The organism is Marinobacter pelagius (assembly GCF_003315345.1).
GTDB classification, from domain to species: Bacteria; Pseudomonadota; Gammaproteobacteria; order Pseudomonadales; family Oleiphilaceae; genus Marinobacter; species Marinobacter pelagius_A.
The window spans coordinates 108,985-130,128 of the sequence record NZ_QNRO01000002.1 but is presented as its reverse complement, the minus strand read 5'-3'; the positions used below and the strand labels follow the sequence as shown (position 1 = coordinate 130,128).

The following is a 21,144-nucleotide window of genomic DNA, read 5'->3' as shown; positions in this document are numbered from 1 at the left end:
TCGTTTATAGCAACTGAAAAGTCGCCAGCCCGCTTGGCGGAGGAACCTCACTGATGCGGTGGATTATCAAACTGGACGAGGGCCTGGCATGGCTCTCGAAAATCTGCGGATGGATCGCCTGCGTGGCAATGATCCTGATGGCAGTAAACGTCTTTTACGACGTAGTGGCACGCTACGCCTTCAACACTGTCTCTATCGGCATGCAGGAAATGGAATGGCACCTTTACTCGGTGGTTTTCCTGTTGGGTATTCCCTACGCGCTGCGCACGGATGGCCACGTGCGCGTGGATGTGTTCTACACCAACTGGAGCAACAGGACCAAGGCCTGGGTCAACCTGGTCGGAGCTATCATTTTCGTTATTCCCTTCGCCTATCTCATTGGTACCTACGGCTACAATTTCGCTCTTGATTCGTACGCCATGGGCGAAGGTAGTGGCGATCCCGGCGGCCTGCCCCATCGCTGGATCATCAAGTCAGTGATTCCGATTACCGCTTTCTTCATCGGGACGGCGGGACTCAATATGGCGACTTTTGCCATACGGGTACTTTCCGGTGAAAAGCAGTATGAAGTGGAACACAGCGGGGAGGGTCTCGCATGATCGGTATGATTATGTTCGGTGTTGCCCTGTTCATGCTGATGATCGGTTTCCCGGTGGCATTCACTTTCGGCGGCGTTGCCCTGTTTTTCGGCATCTATGCCGAGGGCATGGACCTGTTTGCCTTCATGCCGTTCCGCATCATGAGTGTGATGCAGAATACCGTGCTGATGGCAGTTCCCCTGTTCATCTTCATGGGTGTGGTGCTGCAACGCACCCGTCTGGCGGAACAGCTACTCACCTCCATGGGGCGCCTGTTCGGCGGCCTGCCCGGTGGCCTCGCCATCTCCACCATCCTGGTGGGCGCCCTGCTGGCAGCCTCTACCGGCGTGGTCGGTGCCAGCGTGGTGGCCATGGGCCTGATCTCGCTGCCGGTCATGCTGGCCCACAAGTACGACAAGCGTCTGGCCACCGGTACTATCTGCGCCTCCGGTACCCTGGGGCAAATCGTGCCCCCGTCTATTATCCTGATCATTCTGGGCGACGTACTGGGCCTGCCGGTTGGTGACCTGTTCAAGGCCGCAGTCTGGCCGGGTGTAGTGCTCATCGGTCTGTACATCATCTACATCCTGATCATGACCCGCCTGAAGCCGGAAACCGCTCCGGCCATGCCGGAAGACCCGACCCGCTCTCGCAAGCAGGAGATCGGCTCTGCTCTGCTGGCAATCATTCCGCCATTGGCACTGATTGTGGTGGTCCTGGGCTCGATCTTCACCGGCATTGCCACCCCCACCGAATCCTCAGCCCTCGGCGGCGTCGGTGCCGTGGTTCTGGCCATCATCTATCGCCAGTTCTCGTTCAAGATGGTGTGGGACAGCGCCGCAGATACCGTCAAGGTGACCGCTATGGTCTTTGCCATCCTGATCGGTGCCACGGCCTTCTCCATGGTATTCAGTTACACCGGCGGTGATTACCTGCTGGAAGACTGGCTGCACATGCTGCCGGGCGAGCAATGGGGCTTCATCATCCTGGCCATGGTAGTGATCCTGGTGCTGGGCTTCTTCATCGACTTCGTGGAGATTTCCTTCATCATCGTCCCGATCCTGGCGCCGGTGGCCGAGGCCATGGGCATCAACATGCTGTGGTTCGCCATCCTGATCGCCATGAACCTGCAGACCAGCTTCCTGACGCCACCGTTCGGGTTCTCGCTGTTCTATCTGAAGGGGGTGGCACCACCGGAGGTGAAAACCACGGATATCTACAAAGGCATCATTCCGTTCATTGCCATACAGATATTCGTGCTGGCGTTGATCGTCATCTTCCCGGAATGGTTCGGGATGAGCGCAACCTACTGAGCCAGCGGCTCCCTGACGAACCGGGCTTTCGAGCCCGGTTTTTTTATGCCCGAGCGGAACCAACCTGACAATTTGTGATCGTTTTCTATACTGAACGGAAGTCACTCATTTCAGACAGGTAACCGAGGGAAGGGGAACCCCATGACTGAGAGTACTGCCCGGAAAACCGAACGATCGGAAAAAGAGCAGAAAGCCCACGTTCTGACCCTGCCACTGGCCGACACCCGGGTTGACCGCGAGCCACACAGTTATGAACGCTGGCTGGTCACCAAGCTGATGCGCATGGCCGGTTCACCGCCGGTCAGGTTCCGGCTCTGGAACGGTGATGTGATCGAACCGGAGCAGCAGGAAGCCAGCTTTACTCTTCACCTGAAAGACCCCAAGGCACTGTACTCACTGGTTGCCAACCCCAATCTCGCCTTTGGCGATCTGTACGCCGCCAGCCGGCTCGATATCGAGGGCGACCTGCCCGACCTGATGGAAACCCTGTACCGGGCGGTCCATGCGGCGCGCGAGAAGTGGCCCCGTTGGCTGGACGCGCTGTGGAAAAACCACAACCCCCGCTCCACCGGCATTACCGAAGCCAAGGAAAACATCCATCACCATTACGATCTCGGAAACGAATTCTACCAGCTCTGGCTGGACCGGGCGGAAATGCAGTACACCTGCGCCTACTACGAAGAGCCGGACCTGACCCTTGAACAGGCCCAGCTTGCCAAGCTGGAACATGTGTGCCGAAAGCTGCGTCTCAAACCGGGCATGACCGTGGTAGAGGCCGGCTGTGGCTGGGGCGGTCTGGCCCGTTACATGGCCCGCAACTACGGTGTGAAGGTGCACTCCTACAACATTTCCCGGGAACAGCTGGCCTACGCCCGGCAGGAATCCGAGCGCCAGGGACTGGATGGGCTCATCACCTATGTGGAAGACGATTACCGAAACATCGAAGGACAGTATGATGCCTTCGTGTCTATCGGCATGCTCGAACACGTGGGCAAGGAGAATTACCCGGCGCTGTCGGAGCTGATCAAGCGCAGCCTGAAGCCCAATGGCATTGCCCTGCTCCACAGCATCGGCCGAAACCGGCCCATGCTGATGAACGCCTGGATCGAGAAGCGGATCTTCCCGGGCGCCTACCCGCCCAGCATTGGCGAGTTCATGGAAATCTGCGAGCACAGCAATTTCTCGGTAATCGATGTGGAAAATCTCCGGCTGCACTACGCCCAGACGCTGTCACACTGGATGGAGCGTTTCGAGGCCAGTCAGGACAAGGTTGCGGACATGTACGACGAGCACTTCACCCGGGCCTGGCGCCTCTACCTCGCCGGCTCCATCGCGGCCTTCCGTGCCGGGTCACTGCAACTGTTCCAGGTGGTGTTCACCCACGGGGGCAACAACCAGCTGCCACAAAACCGGGGTGACCTTTACACCTTCCCGGCAGCCCCGGAGGAGGCCTGATGGATTACTACGACCTGATCATCGTCGGGGCCGGCCCTGCCGGCTCAACCCTGGCCAAGGCCCTTGAAAACACCGGCAAACGGATCCTGATCATCGACAAACAGGACTTTCCCCGGGACAAGACCTGCGCGGGGTGGGTGACTCCGGCGGTCATGAAGGAACTGGATATCGATCTGACAGATTATGGTAACGGCCGAACCCTTCAGCCGATCCGCCGGTTCCGGATCGGCATGATGGGCCAGGCACCGGTGGAGAATGATCATGGCGAGGTGGTCAGTTATGGCATCCGGCGCTGCGAGTTCGATAACTACCTGCTGGACCGGGTGACAACGGCCACCCGACAGCTGGGCACTCCGGTGAAATCCATCGAACGCCGGGACGGTAACTGGGTCGTCAACGAGGCCTGGGAGGCGCCATTGATCGTCGGTGCCGGCGGCCACTTCTGCCCCGTTGCCCGCCTGCTGGGTGAAGGCCCGGGTAGCCATGAAACGGTCGTGGCGGCCAAGGAAGTGGAATTCCAGATGACCGACGAACAGGCCAGCGTCTGCCAGGCCCGGGGCGACACCCCGGAGCTGTGGTTCTGCCGGGATCTGAAGGGCTACGCCTGGGTGTTCCGCAAGGGCAACTATCTCAATATCGGGCTGGGCCGTGAGGACAACCACAAACTGAGCGAACATCTGCAGGCATTCGTCGAGGAGATGAAAACCAGCGGCCGCATCCCTGCCGACCTGCCCGGACGCTTCAAGGGCCACGCCTACCTGCTGTATGCCCACGCCGAGCGCCCGTTGGTCGACGACGGCGTGATCCTGATTGGCGACTCCGCCGGTCTGGCCTATACCCAGAGCGGAGAGGGCATTCGCCCCGCCGTGGAATCCGCCCTGCTCGCTGCCGAGGTGCTTCGCAAGGCGACGGATTATTCCGCCTCATCCCTGCAGGTGTATGGCGATGCCATTGCCGAACGCTTTGGCAACCGGGCGTCGGACACGGAACAGGGCTGGCAGGTACCGGACTGGCTCAAGACACCACTGGCCAGTACGCTGATGCGTTCCCACTGGTTCACTCGCAAGGTGGTGACCGAGAAGTGGTTCCTCCACCGGGAGGTGCCGCCGCTGGAAGTGGCAGTCTAAGGCACAAAAAATGGCGGCCCGCAGGCCGCCATTTTCACAACACCCGAGGTTACTTCCCGAGGTAACTCCGATACATCCACACCGTCTTTTCCTGCTGCGAGATATAGTCGCTCATCAGGGCAACGGTACCTTCATCCTCGGCGTCACCGGCCAGGCTCAGCAGGCTGCGCTGCTTGCCGATGAGCTTGCCGAAGCTTTCCACGATATTCTCCACTGCTTCGCGACCATCGGAGACATCCTTACGCTCCGGAATCTCCGAGCGTTCCATGTAGGTGCTGTAGGCGTGGGCCGGACGGTGACCGAGAGTCAGCACCCGCTCGGCGATCTCGTCGATTTTCAGGAGCAGGTCGTCATACAGTTCCTCGAACTTGGCGTGCAGTTCGAAAAAATTCTCGCCCTTGATGTTCCAGTGATAGCCACGGACGTTCATGTAGAAGATCTGGTAGTTGGACAACAGATCGTTCAGGGCGTCCGCCAACTCAACGGTTTTCCCGTTATCCAGACCAATGAAATTCTTGCTCATTACGTACCTCCTTGACGCTGTCTAAAATCTATATGCCCCACTTTAAGCGGGCCAACAAGATCCGTGAAGTTGTATCAGACAATCTCTTCCATAGCCCAGACTTATACAGCTAATGGCAAAGCTATAGCCCGGCACTATCAATTTTCTTGAAACAATCTATTTAACAATAATTCTCACTTGCTCTTAAATGAGATCTAAAGACCACACACGCGGAGCGAATCATGAGTGCCTTGAAACTGTTCGTACACGACCATGGTTCGAAGGGTGACCAATCCTTGCTGAAGACAATCACCTTCGCCATCACCCACTTTATCGTTGCCTTCACAGTGGCTTACCTGCTCACAGGAGACATCATTGTGGGCAGCCTGATTGCCATGGTCGAGCCGGCTATCAACACCGTGGCCTACTTCTTCCACGAGAAGATATGGGCTCGCCGCCTGCGTAATGCAAGGGGCTCGGACAACACCCTACCCCACAATCAGCCCAGCACCTGCTGACTGAAATCAAGGGCCGGTCAGACTCCCGGCCCGCATTCGAGGCACTCGTCGGCGATCTCCGGTCCGATCTGCAGGTTCCGGTTCAGCTGCTTGAGCGCGGTACGTAGCCCCTCCTCGATCACCGGGTGGTAGTAGGGCATCGCCACCATCTCACTGACGGTCATCCGTTTCTGGGCACACCAGGCCAGCAGGTGGGCAATGTGTTCCGCCGCCGGCCCGAACATTTCCGCCCCCATGAACAGGCCACTGCCATGCTCGCCATAGACCCGGAGAATCCCCCGGTTCTTGCCAATGACCCGGCTGCGCCCCTGGTCGGCAAAGGAAACCTCACCCACCGCGAAACATCCATGGCACTGTTTGTCGACCTGATCAATGGTCAGGCCCACCGAGGCGATCTGGGGATCGGTAAACACCACACCCAGGGGAACGTGGCGCAGTCCGGTACGCACATCCGGCCAGGCGGCAGCATTGTCTCCCGCGATACGCCCCTCATCCGCAGCCTCGTGGAGCAGGGGACGGTCATTGTTGGCGTCCCCGGCGATGAAGATATGACTGTCGCCACAGCGCAGGGTGTACTCGTCGAACACCGGTGACCCCCGATCATCCAGTTCGATATCAGCATTCTGGATATCCAGGTTGTCCACGTTCGGACGGCGGCCCGTGGCTGCCAGCAGATAATCGAAGGTCTCGGTCACCGGCTCGCCCGAGCCGTTTTTGAAGGTCACGGCCACCCCTTCATCGGTCCGCTCGACATGGGTAACATCGGCATCCGGATCCAGCGGGAACTCTTGGTTGAAGGTCTCCAGAGCGCAGTCACGGATGGCATCGTCCTGGATCGAGCCGATCGCGCCGCCAACGCCGAACATACGCACCCGCACACCGAGGCGGCTCAGGGCCTGTCCCAGCTCCAGACCGATCACACCCGGCCCGAAGACCGCCACCGAATCCGGCAGGTCGTCCCAGTCAAAAAGGTCATCGTTGACGACGAGGCGATCCTTGGCCTCCTTCAGAAAGCCCGGAATGTTTGGCCGGGAACCGGTGGCGATAATAATGCGCTCGGCATGGACCTCCACGCCATCACCCACTATCAGGCGGTTGGGGCCGACAAAGCGGGCATGGCCCATCAACCGGTGAGGTTCCGGGAAACCCTTGACGGATGCCACCACCGACGAGACAAAGCGGTCACGCTCTTTACGCACCCGCTCCATGACCCGGCGGCCGTCGATTGAAACCTCTCCCGGCGAGATACCGAATTCCTCCGCCTCCACCATGGCATGGGCACGTTCTGCAGCCGCAATCAGCAACTTGCTGGGCATGCAGCCGACCCGGGCGCAGGTGGTACCGTACTGCTCCCCTTCGATCAGTACGACCTTGTCTGTTGCCTTGCGTACACGCTGGTAGGCCACCATGCCGGCCGTCCCTGCCCCAATGATCGCCACATCCACTTCGTGCTTTTTCACAACATGCCTCCTCAGCCGGCACAGGTGGGCCGGATCCCATGAATTCGCTGGTGATCTGTTTTCTTCCAGTATAGAAGCAGCCCGGGGGCCGGCGTAAACCAACAGATCAATCGCGGCAGGACAGCCATGGGAAAATGACCTACCCTTACCGGTTTCTGCCAACAGGTTCGACGGGAGATAGCGAATGGTTCAGTACTGGCCAGAATTCCTGACCATTGTCGTGGCTCATCTGCTGGCTGTGGTCAGCCCCGGGCCGGATTTTGCCGTGATGCTCAGGCAGGCCCTGTGCCAGAGCCGGAGGAATGCGTTACTGAGTGCCGTCGGGGTGGGCGCCGGCATTCTGGTGCACGTGACCTATTCCCTGCTGGGCATTGGTCTGCTGATCAAACAGTCGGTGATGCTGTTCAGCGTGTTGAAAGTGGTCGGGGCCCTGTACCTGGCATGGATTGCCCTGCAGTGCCTCCGGGCCAGGGCCGGCAGTATTCATGTGGAGACCGGGAACGCTCCGGCACAGTCAGCCTTCGCTGCGTTGCGGCTCGGCTTTCTCACCAATGCTCTCAATCCCAAGGCAACACTGTTCTTCGTGGCCCTGTTCTCGGTGGTGATCAGCCCCGGCACGCCCCTGGCGGTGCAGGCGGGGTATGGCATCTACATGGCGGTGGCCACCGGCGCCTGGTTTGCCCTGGTGGCGGTGTTCTTCACCCTGCCCCGGGTCCGCCAGGCCTTCAATCGCTTTGGCCACTGGCTGGACCGGATCATGGGTGGAGTGTTACTGGTCCTGGCTGCGCAACTGCTGCTGTCTACAGTGAGCGAATCAGAGCCTCTGTCTGCTCCCAGCCCAGGCACGGATCGGTGATCGAGCAGCCATAGAGCAGCTCGCAACCATCATCCTGGCGCCCCGGTTCCAGGAAGCTTTCCAGCATCAGTCCACGGATATGGGTGTTACCGGCCCGCTTCTGGGCCAGGACTTCCCGGGCAATATCGATCTGGCGCTCCGCCTGTTTGCAGGCGTTGTCGTGGCTGCAGTCCACCATGACGGCAGTGGACAGAGCCGCCTGCTCCAGTCCTACCACAGCAGCGGCGATGCTGTCCGCATCGTAGTTGGTCATTCCCCGGCCGCCGCGGAGCACCAGATGGGTATCCGGGTTACCCCGGGTCGAGATCATCACCGGCGCCCCGGTGGCGGACACGCCCAGGTGATGGTGCGGATGGGCCGCAGATTTCATGGCATTGGTAGCGACCGCGATCCCGCCGTCAGTGCCGTTCTTGAAACCGACCGGCATGGGCAGACCGCTCACCATTTCCCGGTGGATCTGGGATTCGGTGGTGCGAGCCCCGATAGCGCTCCAGCTGACCAGATCACCGAGATAATCCATGGCGAACGGGCTGAGGGCCTCGGTGGCCAGGGGCAACCCGAGCCCGGCCAGTTCCAGCAGAAGCTGGCGGGAACGTACCAGCCCCTGCTGGAGGTCCCCCTGCCCGTTCCGCTCCGGATCGTACAGCAGACCTTTCCAGCCCACAGTGGTCCGGGGTTTCTCCAGGTATGCCCGCATCACGATCAGGAAGCGGTCACTGACATCATCGGCCAGCTGCTTCAGGCGGCGACCGTAATCCAGTGCGGCCCGCTCATCGTGAATGGAACACGGTCCCATCACGATCAGGGTCCGGTCATCCCTGCCCTGCAGGATATTCCGGATTGCCTGTCGATAGCCCTGCACCTGAGCCAACAGATCCGGTGCTGCAGGAAATTCCCGGCGCAGTTGTTCCGGTGATGGCAGGGCGGTTTCCTGTCGGTGGCTGTCTGCTGCCGCAACAGCATCGTTCAGCGCATCGGCTTTCAGTGGCATGTTCATAGCGGTGTTCCCGTTTCCCTTGGTCAGAATCAAAAAAGCCCCAGCTGGGCTACCAGTCGGGGCTTTTTCGAGTCCGGTGGCAGCCTGGGTTACTGCCGGGCTGCCTTCCTCGTAATTCGTCGGATCAAAATCCTATAGGCGGCCCGGGTTCTGGCTAAAATAAAAGCCATAACCAAACCACCAAAAAAACACGGCAGCGACCGCAGCCATCGGTTTTACCCCGAAAGCTTGCAGAACATTCAATTGACAGGTCGCGTTTGTGGTCTTCATGCTCTTCAATATATACCTCCGCTTTCCGCCTTGGCAACCCGGAGGCCAAAGTTTTTCCGTTTACCCTGTCTTTGCGGAGTGCATATGCCCTCGTTCCACGTCAGCCTGAGCCGTTTACTGGTCCTGTTGGTCATGGTCGTGCCCATCTGGCTCACTTCCGTGTCTGCCCATGCCCAGACCGAGACCCGCAGTTACCAGCTGGATGCCCGCTCCGCTGAAGACGTGGCCGCCCAGATCCGGGACCTGTATGCCAATGCCCCGGTTACGGTGACTGCCCGGGGACAGCAGCTGATGGTGCGGGGCGAGCCCCATTTGCTGGATGAGATCGGCACTCTGGTGGAGTCACTGGACGTAGCGCCCGCCCAGCTTCGGATCACAGTGAGGATCCGTGAAGAAGTCGGTGGCGAACGCTCGGGGGCGGGCGTCTCAGCCCGGGACGGGAACGTCGCTGTGACCGTTGAGCGCAAGACCACCAGCACCGGTAGCAACCAGCAGCGGACCCTGCTGGTTCAGGATGGCCAGACCGCCCACATCACCTCCGGCCAGATTCGCACCCTGCCCATCGCCATTCGTGGAGGCCGGAATCCGGCGGCATTTCTCGAGCAGGTGGAGACCCGGAGCGGTTTTCTGGTCAGCGCTCAGGTTATTTCGAGCCAGGCGGTGGAACTGAATATTGTCTCGTTCGAGGAGGATCCGGCCAAGATCCAGGGCTATGAGACGGAAGCGCTGCTGACGATCCGGCGGGTGGAGCCCGGGCAATGGGTTTCTCTGGGCAGCGTAGTCCGGAGCGGCACCCGAAGTGACAGTGGCATCGCCTACCAGGTGGAGAGCAACCGCTCCGGCAGCCGCAGCGTGGAGGTCAAGGTAGAGATTGTGCCCTGACTCAGGCCCGGACCTTCTTCAGCAACACCTGTTTTGCTTCGTTGATCTTGGCGGCGAGGTAATCGTTGCCGCCCCGGTCCGGGTGCAGTTTCTGGATCAACCGGCGATGGGCGGCAATGATGTCCTCCTTCGGGCAGCCGGGCTCCACTCCCAGTATTTCACAGGCCTCGCGTTCAGACATATCACTGGCCGATGGCGGACTCTGGCCGGCCTGCTGCTGTGAATCAGCCTCCGGATCGGGGATCTCCCTGCCCATCATCCGGGCCAGGGCCGGAGCATATTTCAACAGGGCCGGCACCTTGCGCAGCAGGGGTATCACCGCGGCAATGGCGGCGGTAATGACATGAACCCGACCAGTCAGTACCATGAACAGCAACAGGGCACCACCGACCACCAGAACGCTCTTCCAGACGGCATCTTTTTTCTTTTCCGGCGTCAATGCGCCCCAGCGTTTAAGAATAACGAAAACGGCCGCGGCCAGCGCCAGACCGAGAATCCACTGCATGGGCTAATCCCCTTTTGGCATGCGGTCGTAATTGTGTCACCTGCGATATGGAAAATGCCAGTGTCCGGCAATCGGGGGTAGCGCATTGCGCCCCCTGGATACTGCTTTTCGATCTGCTTTCTGAATTTAGTCTTAAAGGCTGTCAAAACGGTGACAAGCCCTCTCGTTTTTTTATAGGATGCTACGTTTTACGGAAAAATAACCGCCTCCAATATCACCTGTGTTGATCCGAGGCATCAACACTCAATGGATACAGATTCCAGGGTCTGAACTATGCGCACTGCTTCCCGCTTCATCATTGTCATTATTTTTCTTGGCGTCGTCCTTGGTGGCATCTTTGGCTACAAGTTCTACCAGTTCGGCCAAATGAAGGAGCAAATGTCCCAGCCGCAACCGCCGGCAAAGATCTCCGCCACCGATGCGCGCACCGAACAGTGGACACCATCTCTGAAGGCCGTCGGCAGTATTGAAGCCGTCAATGGCATCGCGGTTGCCAACGAGGTGCCCGGCGTCATTGAAAGTATCAACTTCGAGTCCGGCGACACTGTCCAGAAGGGCGATGTTCTTATCCGCCTGAATGCAGAAATCGACGAAGCGGCCCTGCGCACACGGCGAGCCGAGGCCCAGCTTGCCGCCCAGGAGTTCCAGCGGGTGTCTGACCTGCTTCCCAGGCGGGCCGTATCACAGTCCCAGTATGACCAGGCCAAAGCCAACTACGATGCCGCCCGTGCGCGGGTAAACGAGGCCGAGGCTCAGCTCAACAAGAAGATTATCCGGGCACCGTTTGACGGCACGGTGGGCATCCGCATGGTTGACCAGGGTGAGTATATCGCCACCGGCACACCCATCGTCGAGATCAACATGCTTGACCCGATCTACGCCGATTACACCCTTTCGGAGAAAAACCTCGCCGATATTGACACCGGCCATCCAGTGGAGGTCACAGTCGCGGCCGTGCCCCAGGGTCGGTTCGAGGGCGAGATCAGTGCCATCAACACCTCGGTCAACCCGGAAACCCGAACCGTTCGGGTCCGGGCCACAATCAGCAATCCCGACAACCTGTTGCGCCCCGGGATGTTCGCGTCGGTGATGACACTGCAACCGGAAGACAAAGAGGTGGTCACCATTCCCCGCACCGCTATTTCCTATAACACTTATGGGGACTTCGTATTTGTTGTGACCGAAAATGGCGATGGCAAGCTGATCGTGGAACGTCGTACGGTCACCACCGGCCAGACCCGTGACGGCCGGGTGGCCATTCTTTCCGGCCTCGAAGCCGGTGAGACCGTGGTGTCCAAGGCCCTGCTGAGACTGCGGGCCGGGCAGAAAGTCGAAATCCAGGAAGGCTCCGACCAAAATCAGGAGGCGTCTGAATAATGCGATTTACCGACATATTCATCCACCGTCCGGTACTGGCGACGGTGGTCAGCCTCCTGATCCTGCTGCTCGGGGCCCGGGCCGCCATGGAGATGGAGATCCGGCAGTATCCGGAACTTGAGAGCACAACGGTAACGGTCACCACCGCCTACCCGGGGGCCAGCTCCGACCTGATCAAGGGCTTCATCACCACGCCGCTGCAGCAGGCCATAGCCGAAGCGAGCGGTATCGATTACCTGACCTCCACCAGCTCCCAGGGCGTGTCCACCATCCAGGCCAAGATGGAGCTGAACTACGACGCCAATGCCGCCCTGGCGGAAATCCAGGCCAAAGTGGCCAGTCAGCGCAACGTGCTGCCGGCCGAAGCCCAGGACCCGGTGATCACCTCCACCACCGGTGACTCCACGGCGCTGATGTATATCGCCTTCTACAGCACCGAACTGGCGGTACCACAGATCACCGATTACCTGACCCGGGTGGTACAACCCAAGCTGCAGGCACTCTCCGGTGTCGGCAAGGCCCGCCTGTTCGGCCGCAAGTTTGCGCTGAGGGTGTGGCTGGACCCGGAGCGCCTGGCCGCGGTCGACATGACACCGACCGAAGTGGTTGCCAAGCTCCGGGCCAACAACTACCAGGCTGCGGTGGGCAACACCAAGGGTCAGTATGTTGAAATCGCCATGACCAGCGATACCGATGTGGCCGACCCCGACCAGTTCCGAAACCTGGTGGTGAAAACCCGGGACGGCACGCAGATCCGGCTCCAGGACATCGCGCGCGTGGAACTGGGTTCGCAAACCTATGATGAGCTGGCGCTGTACAAGGGCCAGCCCGCCACCTACGTTGCGATTGAACTGGCGCCCGGAGCCAACCCGCTGACAGTGGCCGGTCTGGTCAAGGACACGCTTCCGGATATAGAAAGCCAGCTGCCATCGGGCCTGAATGTCCGGCTCGCCTATGACGCCTCCGACTTTATTGAAGACTCCATCAACGAAGTCATCAAAACTTTGCTCGAAGCACTGGTCATCGTACTGGTGGTGGTGTTCCTGTGCCTGGGCTCGATCCGCGCCTCGGTGGTGCCCTCGGTGGCGGTGCCCCTGTCCCTGATCGGCGGTGCCTTCATCATGCTCATGTTCGGGTTCTCCCTGAACCTGCTGACCTTGCTGTCCATGGTGCTGGCTATCGGCCTGGTTGTGGATGACGCCATCATCATGGTTGAAAACGTGCACCGGCACATCGAACAAGGCGAATCCCGTTTTGATGCCGCCATCAACGGTGCCCGGGAAATGGCTGTGCCGATCATCGCCATGACCACCACCCTGGTGGCGGTGTACGCGCCCATCGGTTTCATGGGCGGTCTGGTGGGCTCGCTGTTCACCGAATTTGCCTTTACCCTCGCCGGCACCGTCGTGATCTCGGGCATTGTGGCGCTGACGCTGTCACCGATGCTTTCCGGCAAGGTCCTCAAAGCTCACGGCAACCCCGGCCGGCTCGAGGTCCTGGTCGAGAAAACCTTCAACGGCCTGTCAAATGGCTACAAGTCCGCTTTGGCATCACTGATGCAGACCAAATCGGTGGTGGTATTCTTTGCGGTGGTGGTACTGGGCTCCATCTACTTCATGGTGACGATGAGCCAGAACGAGCTCGCGCCCACCGAAGACCAGGGCATCCTGTTCTACCAGGGTCTGGGCCCCCAGACCGCGACTCTGGACTATCTGCGCGAGCATGGCGAGGAAGTCCAGAACCGGATGACCACCGTCCCGGGCTATAACGAGGATTTCATGATTCTCGGCATCACCAGTCCCAACGCGGTGTTCGGCGGGTTCAAGATGAAACCCTGGAGCGAGCGCGAAGTCACCCAGTTCGAAGTCCAGCCCATGCTCAACGCGGAGCTGAAGAAAGTGACCGGCCTGCAGACTGCGGTCTTCCCCCGCCCATCCCTGCCGGGCTCCGGTGGTGGCCTACCGTTCCAGTTCGTGATCACCACCGGCAGCAGCTACGAGCAGCTGGACCAGGTGGCGGATGAGCTGCTCGGCAAGGCCATGGCCAGTGGCAACTTCATGTTCCTGCAAAAGTCCATCAACTTTGACCGGCCGATCACCCGCATCAATGTTGACCGTGACCGGGTTGCCGACCTGGGGCTATCCATGCAGGACGTAGGCCAGGCGCTTTCGAGCATGCTGGGCGGCGGATACATCAACCGGTTCAGCATGGAAGGCCGTTCCTACCAGGTCATTCCCCAGGTCGACCAGCAGTTCCGGCTGGATGAGCAGGCCCTGAACGATTACCACATCCGGACCGACACCGGCGAGCTGGTGCCCCTGGGGGGCTTGGTGAGCTTCAGCCATGATGTCGAGCCGTCCAACCGGACCCAGTTCAATCAGCTGAACTCGCTGACCCTGCAAGGAGTGGTGATGCCGGGCGTGGCCCTGGGCGATGCCATGACGTTCATGGAACAGACTGCAGAGAATGTTTTCCCGCAAGGATTCAGCTACGACTATACCGGCCAGACGCGCCAGTTGGCGACCCAGGGCAGCGCCCTGATGGTCACCTTCTTCCTGTCACTGTTGGTGATCTACCTGGTACTGGCAGCGCAATTCGAGAGCTGGCGTGATCCGTTCATCATCCTGGTATCCGTGCCCATGTCCGTTGCCGGCGCCATGGCCTTCATCGTACTGGGCTTCGCCACCATGAACATTTACACCCAGGTGGGGCTGATCACCCTGATCGGGGTGGTGTCCAAAAACGGCATCCTGATCGTGGAGTTCGCCAACCTGTTGCAGAAGGAGCGCGGCCTGGACAAGGTTCAGGCGGTCATTGAGGCGGCAGCCATCCGTCTGCGGCCAATCATAATGACCTCTCTGGCCCTGATCTTCGCCATGGTTCCGCTGCTGATTGCCGTCGGCCCCGGCGCGCAGAGCCGTTTCGCCATCGGGCTGACCATCAGTGCCGGTCTTGGTATCGGCACCCTGTTCACCATCTTCGTGCTGCCGGCTTTCTACATACTGCTGGCGCGGGATCATCACGGTTCGGCCGCCGATGAATATGGTGAAGAGCCCGAAGCCGGCAAACCGGCAACAGGCCACTGATAGCCGTAACGGAAAAAAGCCCGGTCACCGAAAGGTAACCGGGCTTTTTCTTGGGGGATCAGGAAATGACTCAGCTGGCCTGTCTGCCGGCCGCCCGGTCCAGGAGTGCCCGCCGCCACTGAATGGTCTCGCTGGGCAGTTCGCCGAAATGCTCACGGTACAGCGCGGCAAAGCGCCCCAGATGACTGAAGCCCTCGTCAGCCGCATAGTGGGAAATATGGGGCACCTCGCACTGGCAGTCCACCAGCCGGCGGCGCACGCGGATCAGCCGGCAATGCTGATAGAAACGGTAAGGTGTAACGCCGGTCTCCCGTTTCATCAGGTAGTACAGGTTGCGCTCGCTGGCCCCGGCATGGCTCGCCAATGAATGCAGGTCGAACTGCCAGTCCGATTCACGCCGGATCCAGTCTATCGCTCGTTTTACCCGCCGGTCGAGCGTCGGTAATGCCTGCCCGCCGAGAACCTGCCCAGTGGTCTCCAGCTCCACCAGACGCGCAAGCAACTGCCGGGTGCGCGTTTCCGCCTGCTCACTGTCCAGGAAAAACCTTGCCTGGAGAAGAAAGGGGTCAATCAGGCAACGGACCATACTGCTGGAGACGCAGCGAGAGGCTTGCCCCTCGGGTAACGTCGACCGCTCCGAGGGGATAACCATCACCAATCGGGTGCCTGCGGCCAGGCGCACCGTCAACGCCCCCGGGCCGACACAGCAGGCTTCAGTATGAACGACTGGCGCCGCACACCTCCCGCCTATACGCACCCGACCGGCCAGGACCCGCAACCACAGGGTCACGGGAGAGTCCCAGCCGGTAATAGTCAATGCCTGATCCACTGACAGGCACAGGACCTTACCCTGGTCAGACGAGACGACATAAAGGGCGCCAACGGCCAGATCACTGTCGTCTGTTGAGTGGCACTGGATCGACGGCAAGCTCGCCAATAATCGCAAGGCAGCCTGAAACTCTGCCAGTGAGGCGCGATTCAGGCGGAGGAAGCCGTCCAGTTCAACGGTTGCCAAGGGTTCCCGGGACATAAAACCACACAATCTTGAGGGACTTTGCTATTTTTATTGGAAATTGCCCCGAAACCCTAGCCATATTTTGCAATCACCGGCTCACGAAGCCACAAAATCATACTGGAATTGATGTCCATCAATCAGAACAGCAACAATCTGACTCCACCCAACGGGCTTGCCTAGCAGGTAGCCCTGGCCCCGATGGCACCGCAGCTGGCGCAACTTCTCCAGCTGTTCCTCACTCTCGATTCCTTCGGCCACCACTTCCAGCCCCAGCGCCTCGGCAATACCGAGAATAGCCGAGACAATGCGCGCGTCCCGGGCATCGGTTCCCAGCTGCCGGGTAAACTGGCGATCAATCTTCAGAACCTGCACCGGGAGGGTGTGCAGGTACGCGAGGGAGGAATAGCCGGTTCCGAAATCATCGATGGCCACACCGACACCCTGCTCGCCAAACCTGCGCAGCCGCTGCAGACAGCGACTGGAAAGGCTCATCAGGTGGGTCTCCGTGATTTCCAGCTCCGGACGCCAGCCCAGGGCTGCCAGGCGGTCGAAGAAGGGACCCAGCACCTGGTCCAGACGTGTGTCGGTAATCTGCCGGGCGGAAATATTGATGGCCAGGCGCAATCCGTGGGGCATTTGTTCCCCGGAGACACTGTCGAGATCCGACTGGACACAACGCAACAGGTGCTCGGTCAGGTCATGGATGTGGCCCCGATGTTCCGCGATGGGGATAAAATCCGCCGGCGAGATCTCGCCGAACTCCGGATGCAACCACCGGAAAAGCGCCTCTAAACCGACAACACGCCCCGTGGCCAGGTCAAACTGGGGCTGGTAGACCACCCGGAACTGTTCCGGGGCGGTCTTGAGGGCGGCGATCAGGGCCTCGGACAAGCGCTGTTCCCGTCGCCCCTGCTCACTCTCCACGGCACTGTATAGTCGGAAGCAGGCTCGGCCGGCGACCTTGGCGGTGTACATGGCCCGGTCGGCGTTCTGCAGCAGGTCGGCACTGGTTCGCCCGTGGTCCGGAAACATCGCCCCGCCCACCGAGGCAGAGAGAAAATACTCACGGCCATCCACCCGGACCGGATCCTGGAACGCCCGGTTCAGTCGCTCGCCGATGTTCTCCAGTTCCAGGTCGTTCTCCACCTCGACAATCGCGGCAAACTCATCCCCCGACAGGCGGGCCAGCACGTCGTTGCGCCTCAGGGCACTCCGGATACAGCGGGCCGCTGCCTTGAGCACCTGGTCGCCGCAGTCATGTCCGTGGAGATCGTTGATCGACTTGAAGAAATCAAGATCAATAAACAGCACCCCGAAGCAGGCAACCGCACCCTGACGGCGGTCCACCCGGGCTCTCAGGAATTCCTGGAACAAGGACCGGTTGGGCAGCTCCGTCAAAGGATCGTAATAGGCCAGGGAGGCCAGACGCTCGTCCCCGGCCGCCGGATCCCCCACATCCATGAAAACGCCGGCGTAGAACTTCCGGGCGCCCTGGACCACGGGATAGATGGACAGCCATTGCGGGTAGGTTTCGCCGTTCTTGCGACGGTTCCAGATCAGCCCTTCCCAGCGTCCGTTGGTGTGGATGCTCTCCCACATGCCCCGGTAGAAGTCCCAGGAATGCAGTCCGGAACTCAGCACCGAAGGTGGCTCTCCGAGGACCTCATCCTGGCAATAACCGGTGACCGCCTGGAAGCTGCGATTGACGTAGGCAATGCGCGGCTCGGTGGTAGACAACATGATCGCTCGGGGATGATGTTCCACCAGCGCCCTGAAGTCCTGCGGTTCTACTGCTTGCATGGCGGACTCTCTTTCTTGTTATATCCGTGGCCGTGGCCAATCGGTTGGGAGGATAAGCATATCGCCCACCTGTCGTCTGCCAAGCCATATTTTGCAGAACCACCGGCATTTACGACCAAAGCCTAACAGGGCCCGACAATTTCAAGCCGGCACGCAATCATGTAACCTGAAGCCCCTTCCGACCTGCTTTCTGGGAATATAACTGGCTGTGACTCTGGGAAATCTGTTCTGGCTCTTTCTGGCCGGCTTTGCCGCCTGGTACTGGTGGCGTGCCAAGGCCATCAAAGATTTCGTGCTTCAGGCGGCGCGCCGTTACTGCAAAACCATGGATGTCGAACTGCTGGACGATGCGGTATACCTGCGCGGCCTCTGGTTCAAGCGGGACGACCAGGGCAGGCTGAGAGTGTGGCGGCGCTTCCTGTTCGACTTCACCTCCACCGGGGAGGAACGGTACACCGGGCGGGTAATCATGCTGGGCTCGACGATACTCAATATGGAGCTCGAACCCCACCGTTTTTGACCATTTCCCCCTTCGGCAACAAACGGTTACAGCACTGAAACCTGACTGTCATATTTCTGTCGCATTCTTCCTGCCGACCTCGAGTATTAACCTCCACAAGGCACCATCAGAATGCGAAGACTGCTCTCCCCCAAGGCCCTGGCAACCCTGGCCGTCCTGACCCTGGCCCTCCATGGCGCAACCGCTCACGCAAACGAGCTGGAAATTCACGGTTCCAACACCGTCGGCGCCACCCTGGCCCCGATGCTGGTCAGCGGATACCTGAAACAACACACCGGTGAAGCGGTCCGGACCGAAGCCACGGGGCGTGAGAACGAGCAGCGCATTGTGGCCCGGGGCAACGGCAAGGCCATTGAGGTTCTGGTGGCCGCCCACGGCTCGAGTACCGGTTACAAGGCACTGGCCTCTGGTGAGGCCGATGTCTGGGCGTCCTCACGACCGGTGAAGGCCCGGGAGGTCGAGGAATTTCGCAGTCGGGCGGACCTGACATCGCTGGAAAGCGAACACGTCATCGCCATTGATGGCCTGGCCATTCTCGTGCACCCGTCCAACCCCGTGGATCAGCTCAGTATCGATACCCTGGGCCGGATCTATGCCGGTGACATTCTCAACTGGTCCGAAGTCGGTGGCCCGGACCGGCCGATCAAACTGTATGCCCGGGACGACCGTTCCGGTACCTGGGACACGTTCAAGTCCCTGGTGCTTGGCAAGAAATACGCCCTGGCCCCCTCGGCCGTTCGCTATGAGTCCAACGACCAGCTGTCCGATGACGTCAGCCGGGACCCATCCGGTATCGGCTTTGCCGGCCTGGCATCGGTTCGCAACAGCAAGGTGCTGGCCATCTCCGAGGGCGACGCCCCGGCCCTCAGGCCCAACCAGCTGACCGTGGCCAGCGAGGACTACCCTCTGGCCCGCCGCCTGTTCATGTACACGCCTGGCAGTCCTGACAACGAACTGGTCTCCGAACTGATCGACTTCGCCCTGGCCGGCCCGGGGCAGGAGCTGGTGGCAAAATCCGGCTTCATTTCCCAGAACCCGATTGCGGTCCGGCCTGAATTTGATGATTCCGTTCCCGAGTCCTTCCGCCGGCTGACCGAGCGCTATGACCGGTTGACCGTGAACTTCCGTTTTGCCGAGGGGCGCACGAAACTGGACAACAAGGCACTTCGCGATCTGCAACGGGTCCGGCAATATCTCGACGACACCGGCAGAACCGCCGACGACCTGATGCTGATCGGCTTTGCCGACCAGCAGAGCAACGAACTGCGGGCCCAGATGATTTCCGAGTTGCGCGCACTGTCGGTGCGCAAGGCACTGGCCGCCGAGCAAATCCCCGACGTGGCCTACACCGGCTATGGCCATTACATGCCGGTTGGCGGTCGGGGCAGCCAGCGCAACGGCCGGGTTGAGGTCTGGGTCCGGGCACGCTAGCCAGACCGGACAAGACCAAAGTAGGCCCCGGGTTTTCGGCAATCACCTATCCGCGTGGATGTCACAGATATGTTTGGGTTTCCTATACTGTGCGGGTCATTTCCAACCAACAGACCGGAACAATGGACATCCAAACAGACCACCGATACGCGATTAACCTGAACGTCCGGGGCATCCAGCCCTCCGCCACCCTCCGCATCAACGAGCTGAGCAACCAGCTGCGTTCCGAAGGAAAAGACATCATCAAGCTCGGCCTGGGGCAATCGCCGTTCCCGGTTCCCGATCGCGTGGTGGATGCACTGAAGGCCCACGCTCACGAGAAAGACTACCTGCCGGTAAAAGGCCTCAAGGGCCTGCGTGAAGCCATCGCCGGCTACATCAACCGCAATGAGCGCATGCGCTGCACCTGGGAAGATGTCCTGATCGGCCCGGGCTCCAAGGAACTGCTGTTCATGCTGCAGCTGGCCTACTACGGCGACCTGCTGATCCCGCGTCCGAGCTGGGTTTCCTACGCGCCCCAGGCCCGGATCATCGGCCGCTCGGTACATTGGCTACCGACCCACGCTGAGAACAACTGGCAGCTGACCGCCGGGGAACTGGACATCATCTGCCGGGACGACCCGTCGCGCCCGCGTATCCTGATCCTCAACTACCCGTCCAACCCGACCGGTTGCACCTACACCGACGACCAGCTGCTGGCGATCGCCAACGTCGCCCGCAAGTACAAGCTGATCCTGCTCTCGGACGAGATTTACGGGGAAGTGCACTTCGAAGGCAAGCACAAGTCCATTGCCCGCTACTATCCGGAAGGCACCATCATCAGCACCGGCCTGTCCAAGTGGGCCGGCGCCGGCGGCTGGCGCCTGGGTACCTTCATCTTCCCGCCCGAGCTGCGCCCGCTGCAGGATGCCATGGCGATCATTGCCAGTGAGACCTACACCGCCACCAGCGCGCCAATCCAGCACGCCGCCATTGCCGCGTTCCAGGGGGGTGAGGATATCGACGAGTATCTGAAACAGTCCCGTCGCGTACTGAAGGTCGTGGGCGAATACATGCACCGCCGCCTGAGCGAAATGGGCGCCGTGGTGCAGAAGCCGGAGGGTGCGTTCTACCTGTTCCCGGACTTCTCCAACTTCCGCGAGCAACTGGCCCGCAAGGACATCAAGACCTCCCAGGCCTTCTGCACCGCCCTGCTGGAAAACACCGGCGTGGCCATTCTGCCCTCCAGCGACTTCGGCTTCGTGCCGGATCACCTGGGCGCGCGCCTGGCCTTCGTCGACTTCGATGGTGGTGACGCCCTGGCACTGGCTGGTGGCGATTACGCCGAGCAGGAACTGGACGACACCTTCGTCAAACAGGCCTGCCCGCGCCTGGTCCTGGCCATGGACAAGATGGAGCGCTGGCTGCAGAGCCTGTAACACCATCGTGTTAGACTGGCGCCCTCACTCTTCA

General features: G+C 60.3%; 18 protein-coding genes. 12 read left to right on the top strand and 6 right to left on the bottom strand.

Annotated elements, in window-relative coordinates; genetic code table 11:
* The first annotated feature begins 53 nt into the window (after positions 1-53).
* The 4 genes from DET50_RS02775 (at position 54) to DET50_RS02760 (ending at position 4,473) form a co-directional block, all read left to right on the top strand.
* Positions 54-599, top strand: coding sequence for a TRAP transporter small permease subunit (locus DET50_RS02775; RefSeq protein ID WP_113861361.1), 546 nt, complete (start codon positions 54-56; stop codon positions 597-599).
* Positions 596-1,891 carry a TRAP transporter large permease gene (locus tag DET50_RS02770; RefSeq protein ID WP_113861360.1) on the top strand — a complete coding sequence of 432 codons (1,296 nt, stop codon included), beginning with the start codon at positions 596-598 and terminating at the stop codon, positions 1,889-1,891. Before DET50_RS02775 ends, DET50_RS02770 begins: the two co-directional genes overlap by 4 nt.
* A gap of 141 nt (positions 1,892-2,032) precedes the next feature.
* The gene (locus DET50_RS02765) at positions 2,033-3,346 is read left to right on the top strand and encodes an SAM-dependent methyltransferase (RefSeq protein WP_113861359.1); all 1,314 of its coding nucleotides are present in this window, start codon (positions 2,033-2,035) and stop codon (positions 3,344-3,346) included.
* A complete protein-coding gene (locus DET50_RS02760) occupies positions 3,346-4,473 on the top strand; it encodes an NAD(P)/FAD-dependent oxidoreductase (RefSeq protein WP_113861358.1) in 1,128 nt (375 codons plus the stop codon). The genes DET50_RS02765 and DET50_RS02760 overlap by 1 nt, the downstream gene beginning before the upstream one ends.
* A gap of 49 nt (positions 4,474-4,522) precedes the next feature.
* Here the strand turns inward: DET50_RS02760 and DET50_RS02755 are convergent, their stop codons facing one another.
* Positions 4,523-4,996, bottom strand: coding sequence for a Dps family protein (locus tag DET50_RS02755; RefSeq protein ID WP_113861357.1), 474 nt, complete (start codon positions 4,994-4,996; stop codon positions 4,523-4,525).
* A 221-nt stretch (positions 4,997-5,217) separates the two neighbouring features.
* On the opposite strand from DET50_RS02755, the gene DET50_RS02750 reads away from it, so the two are divergent.
* Positions 5,218-5,493, top strand: coding sequence for a DUF2061 domain-containing protein (locus tag DET50_RS02750; RefSeq protein ID WP_113861356.1), 276 nt, complete (start codon positions 5,218-5,220; stop codon positions 5,491-5,493).
* A gap of 17 nt (positions 5,494-5,510) precedes the next feature.
* Here DET50_RS02750 and DET50_RS02745 read toward each other — a convergent pair whose 3' ends face one another.
* Positions 5,511-6,953 carry a dihydrolipoyl dehydrogenase gene (locus DET50_RS02745; protein ID WP_113861355.1) on the bottom strand — a complete coding sequence of 481 codons (1,443 nt, stop codon included), beginning with the start codon at positions 6,951-6,953 and terminating at the stop codon, positions 5,511-5,513.
* 184 nt (positions 6,954-7,137) lie between these two features.
* Between DET50_RS02745 and DET50_RS02740 the strand changes: the two genes are divergently transcribed.
* Positions 7,138-7,809, top strand: a complete 672-nt coding sequence (locus DET50_RS02740; protein ID WP_113861354.1) for a LysE family transporter — start codon at positions 7,138-7,140, stop codon at positions 7,807-7,809.
* Here DET50_RS02740 and DET50_RS02735 read toward each other — a convergent pair.
* Complete coding sequence (locus DET50_RS02735) at positions 7,754-8,806, bottom strand: 3-deoxy-7-phosphoheptulonate synthase (protein ID WP_113861353.1); 1,053 nt, start codon at positions 8,804-8,806, stop codon at positions 7,754-7,756. The genes DET50_RS02740 and DET50_RS02735 overlap by 56 nt on opposite strands.
* A 354-nt stretch (positions 8,807-9,160) precedes the next feature.
* Here DET50_RS02735 and DET50_RS02730 point away from each other — a divergent pair, with 354 nt between their 5' ends.
* Entirely contained in the window at positions 9,161-9,958 is a 798-nt protein-coding gene (locus DET50_RS02730) for a secretin N-terminal domain-containing protein (RefSeq protein ID WP_181799911.1), read from the top strand.
* Position 9,959: 1 nt separating this feature from the next.
* Here DET50_RS02730 and DET50_RS02725 read toward each other — a convergent pair whose 3' ends face one another.
* On the bottom strand, positions 9,960-10,463 hold the full coding sequence (locus DET50_RS02725; RefSeq protein ID WP_113861352.1) for a DnaJ domain-containing protein: 504 nt from the start codon (positions 10,461-10,463) through the stop codon (positions 9,960-9,962).
* A 273-nt stretch (positions 10,464-10,736) separates the two neighbouring features.
* Between DET50_RS02725 and DET50_RS02720 the strand changes: the two genes are divergently transcribed.
* Entirely contained in the window at positions 10,737-11,840 is a 1,104-nt protein-coding gene (locus DET50_RS02720; RefSeq protein ID WP_113861351.1) for an efflux RND transporter periplasmic adaptor subunit, read from the top strand.
* Positions 11,840-14,926 carry an efflux RND transporter permease subunit gene (locus DET50_RS02715; RefSeq protein WP_113861350.1) on the top strand — a complete coding sequence of 1,029 codons (3,087 nt, stop codon included), beginning with the start codon at positions 11,840-11,842 and terminating at the stop codon, positions 14,924-14,926. Before DET50_RS02720 ends, DET50_RS02715 begins: the two co-directional genes overlap by 1 nt.
* Positions 14,927-14,996: 70 nt before the next feature.
* On the opposite strand, the gene DET50_RS02710 is transcribed toward DET50_RS02715, so the two are convergent.
* The gene (locus DET50_RS02710; RefSeq protein WP_113861349.1) at positions 14,997-15,956 is read right to left on the bottom strand and encodes an AraC family transcriptional regulator; all 960 of its coding nucleotides are present in this window, start codon (positions 15,954-15,956) and stop codon (positions 14,997-14,999) included.
* An 81-nt stretch (positions 15,957-16,037) separates the two neighbouring features.
* The gene (locus tag DET50_RS02705) at positions 16,038-17,741 is read right to left on the bottom strand and encodes a putative bifunctional diguanylate cyclase/phosphodiesterase (protein WP_113861348.1); all 1,704 of its coding nucleotides are present in this window, start codon (positions 17,739-17,741) and stop codon (positions 16,038-16,040) included.
* A gap of 208 nt (positions 17,742-17,949) precedes the next feature.
* On the opposite strand from DET50_RS02705, the gene DET50_RS02700 reads away from it, so the two are divergent.
* The 3 genes from DET50_RS02700 to DET50_RS02690 all read left to right on the top strand — a co-directional run bounded on the left by DET50_RS02700 (position 17,950) and on the right by DET50_RS02690 (position 21,110).
* A complete protein-coding gene (locus DET50_RS02700; protein ID WP_113861347.1) occupies positions 17,950-18,261 on the top strand; it encodes a DUF3301 domain-containing protein in 312 nt (103 codons plus the stop codon).
* A 111-nt stretch (positions 18,262-18,372) separates the two neighbouring features.
* The gene (locus tag DET50_RS02695) at positions 18,373-19,692 is read left to right on the top strand and encodes a substrate-binding domain-containing protein (RefSeq protein WP_113861346.1); all 1,320 of its coding nucleotides are present in this window, start codon (positions 18,373-18,375) and stop codon (positions 19,690-19,692) included.
* A 122-nt stretch (positions 19,693-19,814) separates the two neighbouring features.
* On the top strand, positions 19,815-21,110 hold the full coding sequence (locus tag DET50_RS02690; RefSeq protein ID WP_113861345.1) for a pyridoxal phosphate-dependent aminotransferase: 1,296 nt from the start codon (positions 19,815-19,817) through the stop codon (positions 21,108-21,110).
* The last annotated feature ends 34 nt before the right edge of the window (positions 21,111-21,144 follow it).